Source organism: Orenia metallireducens (assembly GCF_001693735.1).
Taxonomy (GTDB): Bacteria; Bacillota; Halanaerobiia; order Halobacteroidales; family Halobacteroidaceae; genus Orenia; species Orenia metallireducens.
Window position 1 is genome coordinate 483,832 of record NZ_LWDV01000008.1, and the last position, 21,947, is coordinate 505,778.

At 34.3% G+C, this 21,947-nt stretch carries 19 protein-coding genes and 1 pseudogene; all 20 read left to right on the forward strand.

Going from position 1 to position 21,947, the window contains the following annotated elements:
- Positions 1-7: 7 nt before the first annotated feature.
- The 20 genes and pseudogenes from U472_RS07170 (at position 8) to U472_RS07260 (ending at position 21,889) form a co-directional block, all read left to right on the forward strand.
- Positions 8-274 (forward strand): putative Se/S carrier protein, encoded by a 267-nt coding sequence (locus tag U472_RS07170; RefSeq protein WP_068716923.1) that lies wholly within the window; start codon positions 8-10, stop codon positions 272-274.
- Between the two features lie 1,834 nt (positions 275-2,108).
- Positions 2,109-3,404 (forward strand): annotated as a pseudogene (locus U472_RS17540) (ammonium transporter); the annotation flags it as partial.
- Between the two features lie 273 nt (positions 3,405-3,677).
- Entirely contained in the window at positions 3,678-4,361 is a 684-nt protein-coding gene (locus U472_RS17545; protein WP_342672725.1) for a methyl-accepting chemotaxis protein, read from the forward strand.
- Positions 4,362-4,874: 513 nt separating this feature from the next.
- Positions 4,875-5,702, forward strand: coding sequence for a nitrogenase iron protein (nifH, locus tag U472_RS07180; protein WP_068716925.1), 828 nt, complete (start codon positions 4,875-4,877; stop codon positions 5,700-5,702).
- A 160-nt stretch (positions 5,703-5,862) separates the two neighbouring features.
- Positions 5,863-6,186: a P-II family nitrogen regulator gene (locus U472_RS07185; RefSeq protein ID WP_068716927.1), complete on the forward strand. Its 324-nt coding sequence runs from the start codon at positions 5,863-5,865 to the stop codon at positions 6,184-6,186.
- A gap of 14 nt (positions 6,187-6,200) precedes the next feature.
- Positions 6,201-6,584 (forward strand): P-II family nitrogen regulator, encoded by a 384-nt coding sequence (locus U472_RS07190; protein WP_068716931.1) that lies wholly within the window; start codon positions 6,201-6,203, stop codon positions 6,582-6,584.
- 33 nt (positions 6,585-6,617) lie between these two features.
- Positions 6,618-8,222 carry a nitrogenase molybdenum-iron protein alpha chain gene (gene nifD / locus U472_RS07195; RefSeq protein ID WP_068716933.1) on the forward strand — a complete coding sequence of 535 codons (1,605 nt, stop codon included), beginning with the start codon at positions 6,618-6,620 and terminating at the stop codon, positions 8,220-8,222.
- A complete protein-coding gene (nifK, locus tag U472_RS07200; RefSeq protein WP_068716935.1) occupies positions 8,222-9,586 on the forward strand; it encodes a nitrogenase molybdenum-iron protein subunit beta in 1,365 nt (454 codons plus the stop codon). The genes nifD and nifK overlap by 1 nt, the downstream gene beginning before the upstream one ends.
- Positions 9,587-9,753: 167 nt before the next feature.
- Complete coding sequence (nifE, locus tag U472_RS07205; protein WP_068716936.1) at positions 9,754-11,115, forward strand: nitrogenase iron-molybdenum cofactor biosynthesis protein NifE; 1,362 nt, start codon at positions 9,754-9,756, stop codon at positions 11,113-11,115.
- Between the two features lie 2 nt (positions 11,116-11,117).
- Positions 11,118-12,473, forward strand: a complete 1,356-nt coding sequence (locus U472_RS07210; protein ID WP_068716939.1) for a nitrogenase component 1 — start codon at positions 11,118-11,120, stop codon at positions 12,471-12,473.
- A gap of 22 nt (positions 12,474-12,495) precedes the next feature.
- Positions 12,496-12,777: a NifB/NifX family molybdenum-iron cluster-binding protein gene (locus U472_RS07215; RefSeq protein WP_245684771.1), complete on the forward strand. Its 282-nt coding sequence runs from the start codon at positions 12,496-12,498 to the stop codon at positions 12,775-12,777.
- A 119-nt stretch (positions 12,778-12,896) separates the two neighbouring features.
- A complete protein-coding gene (nifB, locus tag U472_RS07220) occupies positions 12,897-14,189 on the forward strand; it encodes a nitrogenase cofactor biosynthesis protein NifB (RefSeq protein ID WP_083189799.1) in 1,293 nt (430 codons plus the stop codon).
- 128 nt (positions 14,190-14,317) lie between these two features.
- Positions 14,318-14,626 carry a 2Fe-2S ferredoxin gene (locus U472_RS07225; protein WP_068716943.1) on the forward strand — a complete coding sequence of 103 codons (309 nt, stop codon included), beginning with the start codon at positions 14,318-14,320 and terminating at the stop codon, positions 14,624-14,626.
- Between the two features lie 834 nt (positions 14,627-15,460).
- Positions 15,461-16,261, forward strand: coding sequence for a molybdate ABC transporter substrate-binding protein (modA, locus tag U472_RS07230; RefSeq protein WP_245684759.1), 801 nt, complete (start codon positions 15,461-15,463; stop codon positions 16,259-16,261).
- Between the two features lie 132 nt (positions 16,262-16,393).
- Entirely contained in the window at positions 16,394-17,245 is an 852-nt protein-coding gene (locus tag U472_RS07235; protein WP_068716947.1) for a molybdate ABC transporter permease subunit, read from the forward strand.
- A gap of 446 nt (positions 17,246-17,691) precedes the next feature.
- Positions 17,692-18,771, forward strand: a complete 1,080-nt coding sequence (gene nifV / locus U472_RS07240; protein WP_068716950.1) for a homocitrate synthase — start codon at positions 17,692-17,694, stop codon at positions 18,769-18,771.
- Positions 18,772-18,997: 226 nt separating this feature from the next.
- On the forward strand, positions 18,998-19,240 hold the full coding sequence (locus U472_RS07245; RefSeq protein ID WP_068716952.1) for a MerR family transcriptional regulator: 243 nt from the start codon (positions 18,998-19,000) through the stop codon (positions 19,238-19,240).
- A 218-nt stretch (positions 19,241-19,458) separates the two neighbouring features.
- Positions 19,459-19,656 (forward strand): hypothetical protein, encoded by a 198-nt coding sequence (locus U472_RS07250; RefSeq protein WP_068716954.1) that lies wholly within the window; start codon positions 19,459-19,461, stop codon positions 19,654-19,656.
- Between the two features lie 16 nt (positions 19,657-19,672).
- Positions 19,673-21,004, forward strand: a complete 1,332-nt coding sequence (gene glnA / locus U472_RS07255) for a type I glutamate--ammonia ligase (RefSeq protein ID WP_068716956.1) — start codon at positions 19,673-19,675, stop codon at positions 21,002-21,004.
- A 159-nt stretch (positions 21,005-21,163) separates the two neighbouring features.
- Positions 21,164-21,889, forward strand: a complete 726-nt coding sequence (locus U472_RS07260) for an NAD+ synthase (RefSeq protein ID WP_068716957.1) — start codon at positions 21,164-21,166, stop codon at positions 21,887-21,889.
- Positions 21,890-21,947 lie beyond the last annotated feature (58 nt).

The following is a 21,947-nucleotide window of genomic DNA, read 5'->3' on the forward strand; positions in this document are numbered from 1 at the left end:
TATAGTAATGGGCTTAAATAATGAATATAATTTGTTAGTCTTCAATTCTACTCATCATGCTTTAGCAGCTGAAAGGGTTTTAAAAGAAGAGGGGTATAAGATTATGCTGGTACCTGTCTTAGCAGAGATTACTGCTGATTGTGGAATGGCAATTAGAATCAATACTAATTCTAACCCTTTAGAAATATTAAAGAACCATAAGGTAGAGGTAGCAGGTTATTATAGGGTAACAAAGAAGAATCTAGAAAAGAAGATAATAAGATTAAATAAATAGGATAGGTATTAAACTATTTAAAGAACCCAGTCTTCCCAAGAGCCAGCGACTATGTCCCAAGAGTTGCGCAATTTGGTTAGTAAGTTTAGGATATAATATATTTGCAAAGAAAGAGGAGAATCTTCAACTGAGGATTCTCCTCTTTCTATTATGACTTTTAATAACTTTAGCAGTATCCCATAGTACCTAATACTAACAAGATAAGGATTAAGAATAGAACAAAAGCTTCATTATCTTCATAACCGCCTCCGTAATCACCCACGGGATGCACCTCCTTTTTATTGATAGTTATATTTATATTACTCTATAGTACCTAAGATTAACAAGATAAGAACTAAGAATATAACGAAAGCTCCATTATCTTCATAGCCCATCTTTTTCACCTCCCTTTGCTGCTGTACTATAATTGAAGGAATATCTTCAGTAAGTGTTTTAATAGGATTAGATAATTAAATTGTGAGGATTTTAATACTAGGTGTTAGTAATATCCATTAGCACCTAAGATTAGTAAGATAAGAACTAAGAATATAACAAATGCTCCATTATCTTCATAACCCATTATCTTCACCTCCTCTTCACTTGGTATATAATATTCAAAAATCCATTTTTTGTGATTGAATTATAAAATGTCTAAAAATATGAGCCTATTAGGTAGTCAAATATTCTAAGATTAAATTTTTATAAGTGACATTAGTCTGTTACATATAATGTAAATATAAAGGTAGGGAAAATATTTTCTCTACCTTTATATTTGATTATTAGTAGTATCCATTAGCACCTAAGATTAGTAAGATAAGAACTAAGAAGATAACAAAAGCCCCATTATCATCATAACTATTTCCGTAATCACCCATGAGGTACACCTCCTTATTAAACAATATTGACATTGCTAATTAACATCCTCCATTCATAGTACCTAAAATCAATAGGATAAGAATCAAGAAGATAACAAAAGCTTCATTGTCTTTTCCACAGTAGTCACCCATTATGCTGTTGCCTCCTTTCTGTTGGTATATAATATTTATCCATTTTCCCTGATAACGACACTAATATTTTCTTTAGTACTAGCAATCGTTAAAACTACCTAAGATTAATAATATTAGAACTAAGAAGATAACAAAAGCTTCATTTCCATAGCCACAGTTGCTCATAACAGTGCACCTCCTTTTCTCTATTTGGTATATAATATTCAATAAACCATTTTTTGTGATTGTTTATCCATAAGTTCTACTTTAATTGGTAAAAATAGTATGATAGATAGTATATGATTCACCTAATTAATAAGATTACCCTGATTAATTACTCTGTGATAATATAAAAATTAATATAATAGAAGGATAATAGAATGCTTTTTATATAAGTTTGAGTAAACTTCAATGACAACCCACTCACATTACACCAAAATGTCGCAATATATCAATTATTATATATGGAAGCTAGTTATTACTAATCTATTAATTAAATTAAAAAATACCCCTGAATTCAGGGGTATTTTTTATTCAGATTTAATAAAAATATCTGAATATCCGCTAGAGGTGATATTTGGATAAGGTAATGGGTATGCTTAACCAAGTTTATAATATTTTAACCTGATTAGTATATCATATTAATTCTGGTATAAAGTGTTAATATAAATCTTTAGAACTTCTTTGGGATTAATTTTTAGTTTGTGCTTACTCACTAATGAGGAGTAGTATAGAGAGGCAATTATTACTATTATGTAAAAATAAATATAAATTTTTTGTCAAAATAATAAAAATCACATTGATATAATAGCTTTCATACCTTATAATTAACATATACATAACATAAAGTTTACATTAAAAAGGAGTGGATGGTGTTGAAAAGAATGATGATTTCTGGTGTTTTATTATTGTTAATCTTCTTTATAGTATCTAATACAGTTTGGGCAGAAAGTGTAGTAAGAAGTGAGGAAGAGGTTGCTATTGATACGGTATGGACTTTGTTATCTGCTTTTTTAGTTTTCTTTATGCAGGCTGGTTTTGCGATGGTGGAGGCTGGTTTTACTCAGGCTAAGAATGCAGGGAATATTATCATGAAGAATCTAATGGATTTTTCTGTGGGTTCTTTGATTTATTGGATTTTAGGGTTTAGTATCATGTTTGGGGTAGGGGGTAAATTTATATCATTTAATGGCTTGTTTTTAAAAGGGGATTTTAGTCACTTGGGATTGGATATTCCATTACCTGCTTTTTGGTTATTTCAAGTTGTCTTTGCTGGAACGGCAGCAACTATTGTTTCTGGAGCTATAGCGGGTAGGACGAAATTTAATGCATATTTGATATGTAGTTTGGTGATTAGTGGCTTTATCTATCCTGTAGTCGGTTATTGGATTTGGGGTGGTGGCTGGCTAGGTGATATGATCGATTTTGCTGGTTCTACCGTTGTTCACTCAGTAGGTGGGTGGGCTGCTTTGGCTGGGGCGATAGTCTTGGGACCGAGGATTGGAAAGTATAATGAAGATGGTTCTGCCAATAAGATTCCAGGGCATAATTTATTAATGGCTGCTTTAGGTGTATTCATCTTATGGTTTGGTTGGTTTGGCTTTAATGCGGGGAGCACTCTTGCAGGAACTAATTTGGATATCGCTTCTATAGCCATGACGACTAATTTGGCTGCTGCTGCTGGAGCGAGTTTGGCTTTACTTACTAGCTGGCTTAAATCTGGAAAGGCTGATGTTGGCATGACCTTAAATGGTGCTTTGGCAGGTCTGGTAGGGATTACAGCAGGGACAGCCAGTGTCAATGATTTTGGAGCTGTGGCTATAGGTGCTATGGCAGGAGTTGTTGTAGTTTTTGCAATGGATATGATAGAAGGTTTATATGTAGATGATCCTGTTGGTGCTGTGTCGGTACATGGGGTATGTGGTATTTTTGGAACATTGATGGTAGGTTTATTTGCAACAGAAGGTGGATTCTTTTATGGAGGGGGGGCTGGGTTATTTCTTATTCAATTAAAGGGTGTACTAGCTGTAGCTCTTTGGACTTTCTCTCTATCATATATTCTTTTTAAATTAACTGATCTAATCATTGGTTTAAGGGTTTCTAATGAAGAAGAGATAAAAGGCTTGGATATTTCAGAGCATGGATCTAGTTCCTATCCTGATTTCGGTTCTTTAAGTGGTAGGGTTATCGAGCAGGTATTGTTAGGGTTGAATAAGATGGCTGAAGGTGATTTCAGTACACAGTTATTCTTAGATGGCTTAAATGACAGTGAAGATAAATTAATAAATGTCTTTAACAGGACAAACAGAAAGGTTAAAGCTTTGATTAGTGACTTGGCTAAGATGATTAATACTTTGACTTCTTGTAGTGAAGAGTTGTCTTCGGTTGTTGAAAAGAGTAATTTGATAGCAGAAAGTACTGTGGTTAATATCGATAGTATGAAGCTTGGTATCGGTCAGATTTCGGCTGGAAGCCAAGAGGCTAGCGCTCTTTCCCAAGAGGCTGCTTCTAAAACTGAGATTGGTAGTGCTAGCTTAGGAGATGCTATTTTAAAGATGGAAGAGATAAATGACTCTGTAAAAGTAGGAGTTGGAGCTATCAATCAATTGGTGGGTAATTCTAATGAGATAGGTGATATTGTGAAGATGATTAATGATATTGCTTCTCAAACAAATCTATTGGCTTTAAATGCAGCTATAGAAGCGGCTCGTGCTGGTGAAAAGGGGCGAGGTTTTGCAGTTGTTGCAGAAGAGATTCGGATCTTGTCCCGCAATACTAGTCAGGCGACCGATAAGATTAGAGATTTGATAAATGAAACTCAAGTTACTTCTAGAAAGAGTCTAGAAGCTGTAACTGATGTTGAAGAGAAGGCTTTAACTGGTAAGAATGTTATTGAAAATGCGGGAAGTGTTTTTAGGGATATAGAAAATTGCATCGTTGATGCAGCCGCTAATATTCAAGCTTCTTCAGATGATGCTCAAGGATTAGTTGTTGTAGGTGAAGAAGTTGAGAGTGGTGCTAATGATATTGCTGTTATGTCTCAAAAGCTTAGATTATCATCTCGAGAATTAATGTCTTTGGCAGAAGGATTAAAGAGTTCTGTAGATGGTTTTACTGTTTAAAATATTTAATTGAAAAATTAAAGAATTTTATGAAGGGTCTCTGTTCTTGCAGAGACCCTATTTTATTAAGAGGTTATGTTTTGAAGTTTAGTAATTAATATAAAGTTATGATTTAAAGAATTTGATTTAGAAAAGAGCATTATTGGTTCATTTTATTTTTGTATAATAATGTTAGTTTTTAAAAAAGTTAAGTTGTCTTAGAGAAGATATTCGTGTGAGGTTCATTTAATAATTAACATATTAATGTAATGTATTTGTAATATATTTGTTATGTTTGTGTTAAGTTTGGTAAAAAAATCTATTTTTTTCTTGACATAGGATAAAAATAAGATTATAATTAACACATACTTAACACACAAATGTAAGAATTAGTACTTTGCGATGTTAGATTTGATAAATATCTTGCGTATCATGTTAGATGTTTATAGATCTTATGTCAGTTTGCTTCTGATTTGAAGACAGGTTAACTTGTCTTTAAATAAATATAAGAAAATAAGAAGAGGAGGAATTTTTATGAGACAGGTAGCTATTTATGGAAAAGGTGGTATTGGTAAGTCAACTACGACTCAGAACTTAACATCAGCATTGGCAGAGATGGGTAAAGAGCTTATGGTAGTTGGATGTGATCCTAAAGCTGATTCTACAAGAATGTTATTAGGAGGAATGGATCAGAAGACGGTATTGGATACTTTAAGAGAAGAAGGTCAAGATATTGAGTTAGATGATATCATGAGAAGAGGTACAGATTTTAGTAATATCCGTTGTGTAGAATCAGGTGGACCAGAACCTGGAGTAGGATGTGCAGGGCGTGGAATTATTACTTCTATCAGTATGTTAGAAAGTTTAGGAGCTTATACAGATGAATTAGATTATGTATTTTATGATGTATTAGGAGATGTTGTTTGTGGTGGATTTGCGATGCCAATTCGTGAAGGAAAGGCTCAAGAGATTTATATCGTAGCAAGTGGAGAGTTAATGGCGATGTATGCGGCTAACAATATCTGTAAAGGTATCAAGAAATATGCTGAATCAGGTGGAGTAAGATTAGGAGGAATCATTTGTAATAGTCGTAAGGTAGATGGAGAACTTGAATTATTAGAGGCTTTTGCTAAAGAGTTAGGAAGTCAATTAATTCACTTTGTTCCAAGAGATAATATTGTTCAAAGAGCAGAGATCAACAGAAAGGTAGTTATCGCTTATGATCCAGAGTCTGGTCAGGCAGATGAATATAGATCTTTGGCTAAAGCAATTGATGATAATGAAATGTTTGTAATTCCAACTCCTATGGAACAAGAAGAATTAGAATCATTGATGATGGAACATGGTATTTTAGAATTGTAATTCAGTGCTTTTTAAATATATGAATCGATTACTAGCGGAAGTCAGTTAATATTGAGTGTTGATTGATAAAATATTAGAGATGTAATATATAGATAAAATATTAGGTAATATTAACTGACTATATTGCTATTAACCATTAAACTAAGGGGGTATACAGATTATGAAGATGGTAAGATCAATTGTAAGACCTGAGAAGGTTAATGAGATATTAGCAGAAGTAAGTGATGCAGGATTTCCAGCTGTTACTAAGATTGATGTAGCAGGTAGAGGTAAGCAAAGAGGTGTTAAAGTAGGAGATATCCATTATGATGAGCTACCTAAAGAGATGTTATTAATGGTAGTAAATGATGAGGATGTAGATGATTTAGTTAAAATTATCATTAGAACTGCTAAAACTGGTGAAGGTAACTTTGGAGATGGAAAGATATTTGTAAGTGAAGTTGAAGAGGCTTACACAATCAGTACTGGTAAAAAAGGCTTATAAAAGGAGGTCTTGTGATGAAGGAAGTTATGGCTATTGTTCGAATGAACATGATTAATAAGACCAAAAAAGCTCTTTCTGCAGAAGGTTTTGACTCAATGACTTGCCGTAAGGTTTATGGTAGGGGTAAGAAGAAGGTTGATTATGAGTTGATTAATTCACTATTATCTGGAGCGGAGATAGAATCTCCAGAGGTGGCTGAAGCAGTATCTGAAGGGCATCGTTTGGTTCCAAAAAGGTTAATTACATTAATAGTTAACGATGATGATGTAGAAAAGGTAGTTAATACTATCATTAGTGTCAATAAAAGTGGTAATGCAGGGGATGGTAAGGTATTTGTTATTCCGGTAACTGGAGCTGCAAGAGTAAGAACAGGAGAGATGGGAGAAGAGGCTATATAAGGTTATAAGTTTAAACTTTGGAGGTGAACCGATATGATAGATAATAAAAAATTATTAGATAATTTATTAAGTGCTTATCCTGGTAAATCTATGAAGAACAGGAAAGAGCACATGATGGTTAAAGATTCAAATAAAAATGAACAGCATATTATGGCTAATACTAGAACTATCCCTGGTATTATGACCAATAGAGGTTGTGCTTATGCAGGTTGTAAAGGGGTAGTTTTGGGACCATTGAAAGATGTAGTCCATATTACTCATGGTCCGATAGGATGTTCCTATTATACTTGGGGAACAAGACGTCATAAAGGTAGAGCAAAGGATGGTGAGAAGAACTTTATTAGTTATGCTTTCTCTACTGACATGCAAGATCCTGATATCGTATTTGGTGGAGAGAAGAAGTTAAAACAAGCTATTAAAGAAGCTGTAGAGATCTTTGAGCCTGAAGCAATCAGTATCAGTGCTACTTGTCCAGTAGGATTAATTGGTGATGATATTAATGCTGTAGCTAAAGAGGCTCAAGAGAAGTATGGTATTCCTGTATTGGCTTTCAGTTGTGAAGGTTATAAGGGTGTAAGTCAGTCAGCAGGTCACCATATTGCTAATAATAATTTAATGGAGCATGTAATAGGAACAAAAGAGAGAGAGCCTAAGAAGAAATATCCAATTAACCTATTAGGTGAGTATAATATCGGTGGAGATGGATTTGAAATATCTAGAATCTTAGATAAGATTGGTTATGATATTGTCTCTATAATGACTGGTGATGGTACTTTAGAAGAGATTAAAACAGCTCATACAGCAGATTTAAACTTGGTACAATGTCACCGTTCAATCAACTATATTGCAGAGATGCTTGAAGAGAAGTTTGGTATTCCTTGGTTGAAGGTAAACTTTATTGGAGTACAAGGAACTATAGAGACTCTTAGAAATATGGCTAAATACTTTGATGATGAAGCATTAATTCAAAGAACTGAAGAGGTAATTGAAGAAGAATTAGGAGAAATCAAAGATCTATTGGCTAAGTATAAAGAGATGTGTGATGGAAATACTGCTTGTTTATTCGTGGGTGGATCTAGAGCTCATCATTATCAGAACTTATTTAAAGAGATTGGTATCGAGACTGTGGTAGCGGGATATGAGTTTGGTCATCGTGATGATTATGAAGGAAGAGGGATTATTCCAGATATTGAGATGACTGCTGATGATAGAAATATTCCTGAATTAACAGTAACTAAGGATGAAAAACGTTATAAATTACGTTTATCTAAAGAGAGATACAAAAAGCTTCAAGAAGAGATGCCTTTAGGTGATTATAAAGGTATGATTTCAGAGATGAAAGATGGTCAGGTTATTATAGATGACTTAAACCATTATGAGACTGAAATTATTCTTAATGCCTTAAAACCAGCTGTCTTTGGTTCAGGAATCAAAGATAAGTATGTAGCTCAGAAGATGGGTATCTTCTCAAAGCAGCTACACAGCTATGACTATAGTGGACCATATGCTGGATTTAAAGGTGCTGTTAACTTTGCTAGAGATATATCTGCTGGTATAAATACTCCAACTTGGAATTATATCACAGCACCATGGAAGAATGATCCACAAATAGAAGCAGAATTAGGAGGTGCAAGCTAATGTCATTGACGCCAAAGAAAGTTACAGAAAGAAGTGGATTGGTAGTAAATCCAGTAAAGACTTGCCAACCAATAGGAGCAATGTATGCTGCTTTAGGAATAAATAAATGTTTACCTCATAGTCATGGTTCTCAAGGATGTTGTTCATTCCATAGAATGCACTTAACTAGACATTTTAGAGATCCAGTTGTAGCCACTACAAGTTCATTTACTGAAGGTGCTTCGGTATTTGGGGGAAGATCAAACTTAAATACTTCAATGAAGAATATATGGAAGCTTTATGATCCAGATGTTGTAGCCATTAATACAACATGTCTATCAGAAACAATTGGTGATGATGTAGGGTCTATGGTAGCTGCTATGGATATTCCAGAAGGTAAGACTATTATCCATGCTAGTACACCAAGTTATGTTGGTTCACATATTACTGGTTATTCTAACATGGTGCAAGCGATGATGAAACAACTTGCTCAAAAGGATGAAGAGGCTAGTAATGATAAAATCAACCTTATCCCTGGATTTGTAGACCCTGGCGATATGAGAGAGATCAAAAGAATCACAAAATTAATGGGAATTCCATTTACAATGGTACCAGATACTAGTGGAGTAGTAGATTCTCCAATGACAGGTAAGTATGAGATGTATCCAAAGGGTGGAACTACTGTTGAAGAGATAAAAGATGCTGGAAATGCTAAAGCTACAATTGCTTTTGGAAGTTTTGCTTCAGCAGAAGGGGCTTTTGAGTTAGAGCGTAAATGTGGTGTTAAACCTTATGTTTTAAAGACTCCAATTGGAGTTAAAGCAACTGACGAATTCATTATGCAATTAGTTAAGATTACTGGCGAAGAGGTTCCTTATGCTTTAGAGGAAGAAAGAGGTCAGTTAGTTGATATCATGACAGATACTCATTTCCACTTCCATGGCAAAACAGCTGCTATCTTCGGTGATCCTGATGTAGTGATTGCTATGACAGAATTTGTGGTAAGTCTTGGTATGACACCTAGGTATGTTGTAACTGGTACTCCAGGTAAAGAATTCGCACAAGAAATTAATGCTATCTTAGAAGATGCTGGAGTAGAAGGCACTAAGGTTAAGGGTCCAGGTGATTTATTAGAATTACATCAATGGATTAAAAATGACCCAGTAGACTTATTAATTGGAAACACTTATGGAAAGTATATCGCTAAAGAAGAGGATATCCCATTAGTAAGATTTGGATTCCCAATCTTGGATAGAAGTGTTCAAAGTTATTTACCAATTGTTGGGTACAAAGGTGCTATGAGATTGATTGAAAAGATAAGTGGTGCTTTATTAGATAGAGCAGATAGAGATGCGACTGAAGAGGATTTAGAATTAGTAATGTAACTATTACAAGTGGTATGGTGAATCTGGTACATTCACCATACTGCTTATAATACCAATCAAATCACCAAATTGTTACCAATTTTAATATAAAAATATTAAAATTGTCAAATATCTACCTGCTCTACAAATATATCATCACTATTATATATTATAAGGTGGTGAGTCCAATGAGTCAAGGTTCAGAAGTGGGAATGTTAGATGAAAGAAAAGATTTTATTCTCTGTAACTTTAAGAATAAAGAAAAAAGGTTAAAATGTGATCAAGATAGTGTAGCAGGATCTGTAAGCCAAAGGGCTTGTGTCTATTGTGGAGCTAGAGTTGTGCTAAATCCAATTACCGATGCTTATCATATAGTCCATGGACCAATTGGATGTGCTAGTTATACTTGGGATATTAGAGGTAGTTTAAGTAGTGGTGCAGAGACCTTTAGAAATAGTTTTTCTACAGATTTACGAGAGAAGGATATTGTCTTTGGTGGAGAGAAGAAGCTGATTGCTGCTATTGATGAGATAATGGAGAAGTATAGTCCTAAGACTATCTTTATCTATTCAACCTGTGTAGTAGGTGTAATTGGTGATGACTTAGATGCAGTCTGTAGAGGTGCTGAGAAGAAGTATGGTATTAGGGTGATTCCAGTACAAGCCCCAGGCTTTGCAGGCAATAAATCTAGTGGTTATAAGGCAGCCTGTCGTGCTATGTTAGCTTTAATGGATACTAATCTTGCACCTATTAAGAGAAAGGGAATTAATATTTTAGGGGACTTTAATTTAGCTGGTGAGATGTGGATTCTTAAAGGATATCTTGAAAGGGTTGGAATTGAGGTCAATGCTAAATTTACTGGGGATTCAAGCTGTCAGGAGATAATGAAAGCTCCTCAGGCAGAGTTGAATATAGTCCAATGTGCTGGTTCTATGACCTTTTTGGCTAAAAAGATGAAGGAGAAGTATGATATCCCCTTTGTTAAGATCAGTTTTGTTGGTGTAGAAGATACAATCTCTTCTTTAAGGGAGATTGCCAAGTTATTAGGAGAAGAAGAGGTTATTAATAATGTAGAAGAGTTGATCAAAGAAGAGAAGGCTAAGATAGAAGAGAAGTTAGAGTTCTATCGTCAGAGATTAATAGGTTATAGTGCAGCTATCTATGTCGGTGGTGGTTTTAAGGCTATATCTCTAATCAAACAATTTGCTGATTTGGGTATTAAGACTGTAATGGTTGGAACTCAGACCGGTAAAAAGGAGGAGTATGATCAGATAAGAGAGCTGACTGATGAAGGTACTATTATCTTAGATGATGCCACTCCTACTGAACTTGAGAAGTTTATGAAGGAAAGGGGAGCGGATATCTTGGTTGGTGGTGTTAAGGAGAGGCCTTTAGCTTATAAGCTAGGAGTAGCTTTCTGTGACCATAACCATGAGAGAAAGCACCCGTTAACTGGTTTTATAGGAGCTGTTAACTTTGCTAAAGAGCTTGATTCTACTTTAAATAGTCCAATTTGGAAGATTATTGCTAATGAAAGTAGGGGTGAATAGATATGGCTCGTAACTTTGTAAATTTAAATATTAATCCCTGTAAGATGTGTATGCCAATGGGTGCAGCAATTGCTTTTAAGGGAATTGAGAAGGCAATTTTGATGATGCATGGTTCTCAGGGCTGTAGTACTTATATAAGGCGACATATGGCAACCCACTATAATGAGCCAGTTGATATTGCCTCATCTTCATTAACTGAACAGGGGACTGTTTATGGTGGAGAAAATAACTTAAAGAAGGGTTTGAAGAATACAATTGAACTTTATAACCCTAAAGTAATTGGTGTAGTAACTACTTGTTTGGCAGAGACCATTGGTGAGGATATTGATAGGTTGGTAACTGAGTTTGTAAAAGAAGAGAATCTTGGTGATGTAACCTTTGTTCCAGTATCAACACCTGGTTATGGAGGTACAGAGTTTGAAGGCTATTATTTATCACTAAGAAAGATGGTAGAAAGGTTAGCAAGTGAAGGATCAAATGAGAAGGTTAATATTATTGCGGGAAATTTAACTCCAGGTGATATTAGAAGAATTAAGGATATACTAGAGTCTTTTTCAATTAGCTATAATTTATTACCTGATATCTCTGAAACTCTAGATGCTCCTTACTCAAAGGATTATCAAAAGTTACCTGAGGGTGGAACTACAATTGAGGATATTGAGAGTATGGGTGGAGCTAAAGCAACAATTGAGTTAGGGGTTTTAGTCGATGATAATATTTCTCCTGGTAAGTTTTTAGAGGATGAATTTGGAGTGCCTTTATATAGAGCTCCTCTGCCTACTGGATTAGCCAATGTAGATAAATTTATCAGTTTATTATCTGAAATAACAGGGGAGAAGCCTAATCTTAAATTGACTCAAGCTCGGGGAAGGATGTTAGATGCTATGGTCGATTCCCATAAATATAATGCTCAAGGAAGAGCAGCTATCTTCGGGCAACCAGAACTTGTCTATGCTATTGCAACCTTATGCTTAGAAAATGGGATTTTTCCTGCATTATTAGCTACAGGTGCTAAGACATCTAAGTTAGAAGAACTTCTAAAGAAGGGTTTTGGATTAGGTGTTGAGGATACTTTGATTATAGATGATACTGATTTTGAAACTATTAGAGATTATGTCAATAAATTGGATGTTAATATTTTGATTGGACATTCTGATGGTAATTTTATCACTGAAAAGGATGGAATACCTTTAGTTAGAATAGGTTTTCCAATCCATGATAGAATGGGTGCTCAAAGAAGAGTTTATGTAGGTTATGATGGCTCTGTCAATTTTTTAGATAAGATTACCAATACATTGTTAGAGAGAAAGCATAGTTCTTATCGTGAAGATATGTATGATAAATACTTTGCTGGATAAAAAAGGAGGGGTTATCTTGAAAGTGGCTGTAAGTGTTAATAGTAATGAAGAGATTATTTCTCATTTAGGTAAAGCAAAGATCTTCTATATCTTTTCTAAAGATTCAGAAGAGATTACTTTTATAGAGAGTAGAGTTACTGATGGAAATCATGAAAATCATATTATAGAAGATATCAAAGACTGTGATGTTGTTATTTCTGGAAAGATTGGTAGAGGAATGGTAGAGAGTTTGAGGGGGTTAGGTATTAAAGCAATAATTGAGACTACTACTCTTAATCCTGTAAAGGCAATAGCTAAGATATAGATGAATATAAGTGAATAATCTGCTTACTAGAGATAAGGTGATTAATAGCTGACAAGATATAATGATTAGAAGAACTCCTATAGATAAGAAGGTGAGGAGTGGAAAAAGGGGGGTATAAGATGGGTGGTTGTTCAGTTGATTTAAATATGAATTTTCCAGAGGAGACATCATTAGATACTATGTTAAAGACTACAAAACATCCCTGTTATAGCGAATGTGCTCATGAATATGCGAGAATGCATATCCCTGTCGCACCTAAATGTAATATAAGCTGTAATTACTGTAACAGAAAGTATGATTGTTTAAATGAAAGTAGACCAGGGGTAACCAGTGAAGTATTAACACCAGAAGGGGCGTATAATAAATATTTAGTAGTTAAAGAGAAGCTTCCTAACCTAAAGGTAATTGGGGTTGCAGGACCTGGTGATGCTTTGGCAAATTTTGAGGAGACTAAAAAAGCTATTGAACTGATTAGAGAAGATGATCCTGAGATGACTATTTGTATCTCTACAAATGGGTTGATGTTACCTGAATATGCTGAAGAGTTAATTCAGTTAGGTGTTAGACATGTTACTATTACTATTAATACTATAAACCCTAAGATAGGGGCATCAATTTATAAATGGGTCTATTATAAAGGCAAGGTACTGGTTGGAGAAGAAGGGGCAAAGATTCTACTTGATAATCAATTGAAAGGGTTGAGTTATTTATCAAGTAAAGGGGTCTTATGTAAGGTTAATATAGTGATGATTAAAGGCTTAAATGATGAGTATATTCCAGAGGTTGTTGATAAAGTAAAGGAATGTGGAGCCTTTATGACAAATATAATGCCACTTATCCCAGCAGAAGGTAGTGAATTTGAGGATATGCCTTTAGTTAGTAATAAGGAATTGGATGAGTTAAGGGATAGGTGTTCTCTTGATTTAAAGCAGATGTATCACTGTAAACAGTGTAGGGCTGATGCTATTGGTCAGTTGTCTCAGGATATATCTATTGAATTTAGAGATTCAATCTCTGAAGATCAAGAGAAAGAAGAGAAGGTGTTTGATAGTATCAAAGGTAGGGGCCTCTTGTTTGCAGTAGCCTCAAAAACAGGAAGATTAATTGACCAACATTTTGGTCATGTAGATAACTTCTTAGTATATAAGTATACTGAACAAGGGATAGCATTGGTTGATAAAAGGAGTATAGATAAATACTGTACTGGTAAAGAATGTGAAGATAAATATGATAAGATGAGTAATATAATTGACTTGTTAGCTGATTGTGAAGCTGTCTTGTCTATGAGGATAGGCTATGAACCTAAGAAGAGGCTTTTGGAAAGAGGTATTAAGTCCCTAGAGTTATATGATGCTATTGAGGATGGTATTGAACATGCAGTAGAAAAGCTCAATTTAAAGCAGATTAGCTAAATTATGATGATCAGTAACTAGTAGGGGATAATAAGTGAGGAGTAATGATTAATAAATAAGTTTAATTGTTTTTTACCCATACTGATTACTGGTACTTATATTATAAAAAGAGAAGGGTGGAGATAGAGATGAATAAACCTAAGTATCATGTCTTTGTCTGTTCTAGTTCAAGAATCAATGGTCAACAAAGGGGCTATTGTGTCAATAAAGATTCTGTAGAGATTATTCAAAACTTTATGATGGAGATTGAAGATTATGGCTTAACAGGTGATGTGATGGTGACTAATACAGGCTGTTTGGGGATCTGTGACAAAGGTCCAATAGTGATTGTTTATCCTGAAGGAGTTTGGTATGGTAATGTAACCCCTAATGATGTAGAGGAGATAGTAGAGAGTCATTTAGAGGATGGTAAGGTAGTAGAGAGGTTAGAGATATAATCGATCGATTATATCTCTAAAAATTTATCCACTTAAAAAGTACTCTAAAGGGAAGTTGAATTTCAACAGCATATAGAGAGAATATAGAGTATCTTGTCATTGGTGAAGGGATTTAATAGTATTATTTTATTAAAAATAAATAATGCTGTTTGTTTTTAATAAGGTAATTTTATTATTTTAAAGTATTGTGATAATCAAATTTAGATTATAGATAGTGTCTTTTTGTGGGTATAATGCGACAGTTTTCACTTTAAGAAAGTAAACAAATTTCTTAGGTTTTAGCGACTACTTCCTACGGGGCGCGCCTAAGGGTGCCTTACTTTTGGTATTGCTCCAAAAGTAAACAAACCTACGAGTTTTACCTTCGGGGTTATAAAGCAACTCCTTCGTGGCAAGGGCAGCCCAGAACAAAAACTCTTCGTGACAAAAGAAGCCCGGTCTAGAAAAGAATTGACCTACTAGTCTACCTATGGGTTTAAAAACCAAACCCTTCTTGGTAAACTTAGAGCAAGACTCTTCGTGGTAAAGTCCACTTACTACGCAATTAAAATAATAGATATTATCAATTATTAGGCTTTTTAATTAAAAATTTATTGTACTCTAAATTTTATTTCAGTTTTTGCTTCGTTCAAACAATAATTCTTTTCGCATTTAAAGACCTTAACTGTTAACTGTACACCGTACACTGTAAACTCACACGAAAGTGTCGCAATATCTATCTATTGTATCACTTTTCTACCAGAACAAGGCTTTAATTTAAATATTTAGAATTTATTTTAAATAACAACATCTACTCAATTTATTATAAGAGTATAAGATAAGGGGATGTATACAGTGAAAGCATTTATTATTGCTTTAATTTTATTAGTAGTTGTAATTGCCAGTTATCAATTTGCTAACAATTCTAAGGAAGTAGTAGCAGAAGCAACTACTATAAGGGTAATGGCAGCTGCTAGTTTGACAGAAGTGTTTAACGATTTGACGGTAGGTTTTGAGGAGAAGTATGATGGTATTAACTTGGAGCTTAATTATGCAGGGAGTCAGGCCTTATATAGTCAGATCAAATCGGGAGTTTCAGCAGATATATTTGCTTCCGCCAATATTAAATATATGAATCAATTAAAGGATACCGATATGGTGCTAAATCCCAGTATCTTTGCTCATAACAAACTGGTTGTAGCTGTATCTAAGGGGAATGCTGATATTCAGAGTATAGATGATTTAGTGCGAGAGGGGGTTAAGTTGGTTATCGCAGATGAATCTGTACCAGTAGGTAGATATACAATGAAGATGTTAGATAAGCAAGTGGATAATCCTAAGGTATCTAAGGATTATAAAGAGAAGTTTTTAAACTCTGTTGTATCTAAAGAGTTAGATGTAAAGAGTGTAGTGGCTAAAGTAGAATTAGGAGAAGCCGATGCAGGGATTGTTTATAAGACTGATATCAACGCTAGTAATTTAGAAAAGGTAAGGGTAGTTGATATAGCAGACGAATATAATGTAATTGCAACTTATCCAATCTCATTATTAAAGGGTTTAACTGAAAAGCACCAAGAGGCTGCTGAAAGATTTCTAGATTATCTTTATTCCAAAGAAGGAGAAGAAGTGCTAGAAGCGCATGGGTTTACGAAGTGAAAGATTATTTCCAAGGAATCAATTTTGGAATTTAATTGAACAAGTCCAGCAACTTAGTGCTCTTTAAATTTCAATTGTAATTGAAAGTTTTAGTGGCAGTCAGTTGTCGGGTAAGAGAAAGTAGGCGATAATATGGCTAATGATTTGATTTATCAAGATATGCAGGGATGTAGCGAAAGGGCAGATATATTTAAATTAAAAGAGAGGAAGAAGTTAGATTTAACTGAAATTTTAATCTGGGGAATAATGATATTTAATCTGCTGTTCATTAGCTTAATTATCTTATCTTTATTCTTAAAATCTTCAATAGGGGATGTCATTACTGTTATCAAGGATTTAAATACTTTAAGATCAATCAAGATAACAATTAGTTCTATATTCTGTTCTGGGGTTATGACAATATTCATTGGAGTTCCCTTTGCTTATGTGATGGCTCAAAGACGAGGGAAGGTTTATAGGATAATTAATATGATCTTAAATCTACCCTTAGTAATGCCGCCTACTGTAGCAGGATTAGCTTTATTAATGGCTTTTGGTAGAAGGGGTGCCTTTGCAAATGTGATTAGGGCTTTTGGGTTAGATATTCCTTTCAGCTTTGTAGCATTGATTATAGTACAGGTGTTTGTGATGTTACCACTCTTTACCCAGGCATTAAGAAGTGGTTTTGAAGCTATTGATCAGGACATTAAAGAGGCAGCTATGGTCTTTGGAGCAGGAGAGAAGGAATTATTATTTTTAATCTACTTACCCTTAAGTATTAGAGCTTTTATGACAGGGCTTATTATGGCTTGTTTACGTGCAGCAGGAGAGTTTGGTGCAACTATGATGTTTGCAGGGAATCTATCAGGTAAGACTCAGACATTATCCACAGCAATTTATATTCTTTCCCAAAGGGATTTGGGTCAATCTATCTCTTTGGCGGTGGTACTGATTTTAATATTCTTAATACCATTACTTGTTTTAGAGTTGAAATTAAAGGAGTAAACATATGTAGGTACTTATGGAAGTTATTATTCTATTTAGATATGAGTTTATCTGATTGAAAACATAAAAAATAACTGAAATGCTCTCGATTAAAAATAGAATTCAAATAACTTTACAGCTGTTTATAATTTTTATCATTAATTCAAAGTAGGCTTTAATGGATAGTAATAGTTAATGGGGTATTGGGACAGTGACAAGTGACAATCCCTTTTAATTGTATTGAGTTTTCTATCGTAAGATATTAACTTACCACAAATTTGGGGAGGTGATAAAGCAACCGACGCTACTATTTTACATCAATGTGTAAACTATTAGAAAACATATTGAAATTATTACCAAAAAAGATGCTGTATCATTGACAAAAACTCAAGGTTGAAGTATAATTAACATATACCTAACATAAAAAAATAATGATAATTATTTTCCAAAAAGAAGGAGGCGAGTGGATGAAAAGTTTTTACATTTTAGACACGACTTTACGAGATGGAGAACAATCTGCAGGGGTGGCGTTTTCAAGAAAACAGAAGATAGCTATAGCTTGTAAATTAGATGAATTGGGAGTAGATATTATAGAAGCTGGTATTCCGGCAATGGGGAAAGAGGAGAAAGAGGTTCTTCAAGATATTAACTCTCTTAATTTGAATGCTGAAATATTAGCTTGGAACAGGATGAAGATTGAAGATATAGACCAATCTCTTGATTGTGGTCTAAAAAATGTTCATATTTCAGCTCCAGCTTCTGATATTCAGCTCAAGTATAAGTTGAAAAAAGACAGAAGATGGTTGTTGGCTGAATTGTCTAAAGTCATCAATTATGCTATCAAAAAAGGGTGCACAGTATCAGTTGGGGCGGAAGATGCTTCAAGGGCTGACATCAACTTTTTAATCCAACTTTATAAAATTGCCCAAGCAGAAGGTGCTAGTAGAGTTCGTTATGCCGATACTATTGGGGCACTAGACCCAATTACCACTTATAATAATATTCAAAATATAAGAAAAGAGATTGATCTGGAGATTGATTTTCATGGGCATAATGACTTTGGGATGGCTACAGCTAATGCTTTGAGCGCTTTTAAGGCTGGTGCGAAATATATAAGTTGTACTATTAATGGTTTAGGAGAGCGAGCTGGAAATACTGCCTTAGAAGAGATAGTTATGGCTCTAAAATGTATTGAGGGTTGTGAGAGTGATTTTAAGGTTAGAGGTCTAAAGGAGATATCAAAGGTTATAGAAGATTCATCTGGGAGGAAGATCTCTGTCAACAAACCCATTGTTGGAGAAGGTGTTTTTTCTCATGAGTCTGGCATACATGTAGATGGCATGCTAAAAAACCCGGCTACTTATGAGTTCTTATCTCCTGAGGAATTAGGTAGAGAGAGGAAGTTTGTAATTGGTAAATTTTCAGGAGTCAGTTCGATTCTTCATAAGTATAAAGAGTTGGGTGTTTCGATTACTGAAGAAGAGGCTAATAAAGTATTGAGAGGGATAAAGTCTTATTGCAATAAGGTTGAGGGTGTTACCAGTTGATTTCACAGATATTGTAAAACGTGTCAAGTTCAATGGTCTGTTCTTGTTAACTATATGTTAATCAACAATAAATTTAAATAAAAGACTTGACTTATTAAGTTTTAAACCTTATAATTAACGCATAATTAACACTAAATTTACATTAACTATTTTTTAAAGGTGTTAAAATGCCTTTTGTAGAGAGTTTTGGTTGGGCAAAATCACATACACCGAGGTGAGGGAGATGATGCTTGATGTAGGTGCAGATACTCCTGCTTATACTATTGGAGTGGTTGCAGATATGACTGGTCTAACAGCCAGACAGATTCGTTATTATGAGAAGGCTGAATTACTTAAGCCTGTTAGAACAAAAGGGAATCAGAGATTATATTGTCAAAAAGACATCGAAAGGCTTGTTCAGATTAAAAAACTGCTGAATAAAGGTTTGAATGCAATAGGAATAAAGAAGATTTTGGATGAGCAAGGATGATTTTTAACAAGTGGGTTTAGGTTTTGTGGTTAGAAATATGAATATTCACCTGTGTTTCTTTTTATTTTTGCCTTATGACGTCAGGTTTGTGTTAATTTTTTAAAAAAACCCTTGACACTTTATCACAAAACCTTTATACTTGACATATAACTAACATATACCTAACACAAAACTGGTGTTGGAAAGAGATTTTCAATAAAATAAGTGAGGTGATTTTAATGTGTTTTGTAATGAAAAATGTTAATGTGACCAGTGAGCATGGAAGTTATAAATCAGATGTTGTTGTGAAAGATAATAACGTTGTAATGGTTGGCAAAGGCATTAAAATAGATGGTATTAAAGAGATAGATGGAGCGAATTTAGTTTCTGAAAGTATTATAACTTGGTTTTCTGGTTCAAAAGAAGACCTAATTTAAGAGGAGGAGAATAATAATGGCTAAATTGATAAAAGAAGATGTATTAAATAAGGCAAAAGAATTAAATGTGAAGTTTATTAGATTACAATTTACTGATATATTAGGAATAATTAAGAATGTTGCAATTACAGTTAATCAATTAGAGGATGCTTTAGATGGAAAGATTATGTTTGATGGTTCATCAATTGATGGTTTTACTAGAATAAATGAATCAGATATGTATTTAAAACCTGATTATGATACCTTTACAGTATTTCCGTGGAGACCAACAGATGGTGCAGTAGCAAGAATGATCTGTGATGTGTATAAACCAGATGGATCACCATTTGCAGGCGACCCACGTCAGGTATTAAAGAAGGTCTTAGATGAAGCTAAAGAGATGGGTTATGAGATGTTTGTTGGACCAGAACCAGAGTTCTTCTTATTTCAAAAGGATGAGAATGGTGAGGCTACTACTATTACTAATGACCAAGGTGGCTATTTTGACTTAGCTCCAATGGATGCAGGTCAAGATCCAAGAAGGGACATAGTCTTAGCCTTAGAAGAGATGGGCTTTGAGATGGAGGCTTCTCATCATGAGGTAGCACCTGGACAACATGAGATTGACTTCAAATATGATCACGCTTTAACTACTGCTGATAATGTCGCTACCTTTAAATTTGTAGTTAAAGCTATCGCTGAAACTCACAACTTACATGCAACATTTATGCCAAAGCCAATCTTTGGAGAGAATGGTTCTGGAATGCATGTTCACCAGTCATTATTCAAGGATGGTAAGAATGCTTTTTATGATGAAGATGATAAGTTAGGTTTAAGCCAAATTGCTAAATATTATATCGGCGGATTATTAAAACATGCTAAGGCAATTGCAGCTATTACTAATCCAACGGTTAACTCTTACAAACGTTTGGTACCTGGATATGAAGCACCAGTTTATTTAGCTTGGTCTAGCTCTAATAGAAGTGCTTTGATTAGAATTCCAGCAGCACGTGGAGCAGGAACTAGATTAGAGATGAGAAATCCTGATCCATCTTGTAATCCATATTTGGCCTTTGCTGTAATGTTAAAGGCTGGTTTAGATGGAATTAAGAATAAGATTGAAGCACCAGCAGAAGTTCTAGAAAATATCTATACTATGAGTGCTGATAGGAAAGAGGAATTAGGCATTGAGAGTTTACCTAATAGCCTTAAAGATGCTCTAGGTTATCTATTAGATGATGAAGTTATTCAAAGTGCATTAGGTGAACATGTTGTAGAACATTTCTTAGATGCTAAGATTATTGAATGGGATATTTACAGAACTCAAGTTCATCAATGGGAATTAGATCAATATTTAAGAGTATATTAATAACTTTTAAATGTTGACTAATTATATATAATCTCACTCTTTATATGCTTAGAGGATCCTTTTGTTGGTATAAGTGAGTAGATAGTTAAAGAGTAGTTAGAAGGATTCTCTAGGCTATAAATTTAAGTGAGTTAAATTGTTAGTAGAGGGAGTGCTAAGATGTTGGATAAAGACTATAAGTTGATTATAGAAAAACTGGTAGTATGGATTCAGCAAAAAGTCAAGGAAGCTGGTTGTAAAGGGGCAGTTGTAGGTTTAAGTGGAGGGATTGATTCTTCTGTAACAGCAGCCTTATGTAAAAAGGCTTTTCCTGATAATACTTTGGGATTGATTATGCCCTGTGAAAGCAATCCTCAAGATGGAGAGGATGCTAAATTATTAGCAGAGAAGTTTGAGATATATTATAAGGAGATAGACTTGAGTTCTGTATTTAACTCTATGCTAGATTTAGTTGATTTAGTTGATAAGCAGAAGTTGAGTCGTGCTAATATTAAACCAAGATTGAGAATGACTACTTTATACTATTATGCTAGCTTGAATAATTACTTAGTCGTAGGAACTGATAATCGTAGTGAACTGAAATTAGGTTATTTCACCAAGTTTGGTGATGGGGGAATAGATTTGGCTCCCTTAGGCAACTTGGTTAAGAGTGAAGTTAGAGAGGTAGCTAAAATATTAGGTATTCCAGAAAGAATCATTACTAAGGCACCATCAGCTGGATTATGGACAGACCAGACTGATGAAGGTGAGTTAGGGATTAGTTATGAAGAGGTTGATAAATATATCTTAACTGGTGAGGCTAGTTCTAAAGTAAAAGAGATTGTAGATACCTTAGAGTCAAGAAATCAACATAAATTGGCTTTACCACCGATACCAAATTTTTAGGTATTAATTATAAAATATATATTAATTATAAGGAGAGTGAAAAAAGTGAGAAGAAGAG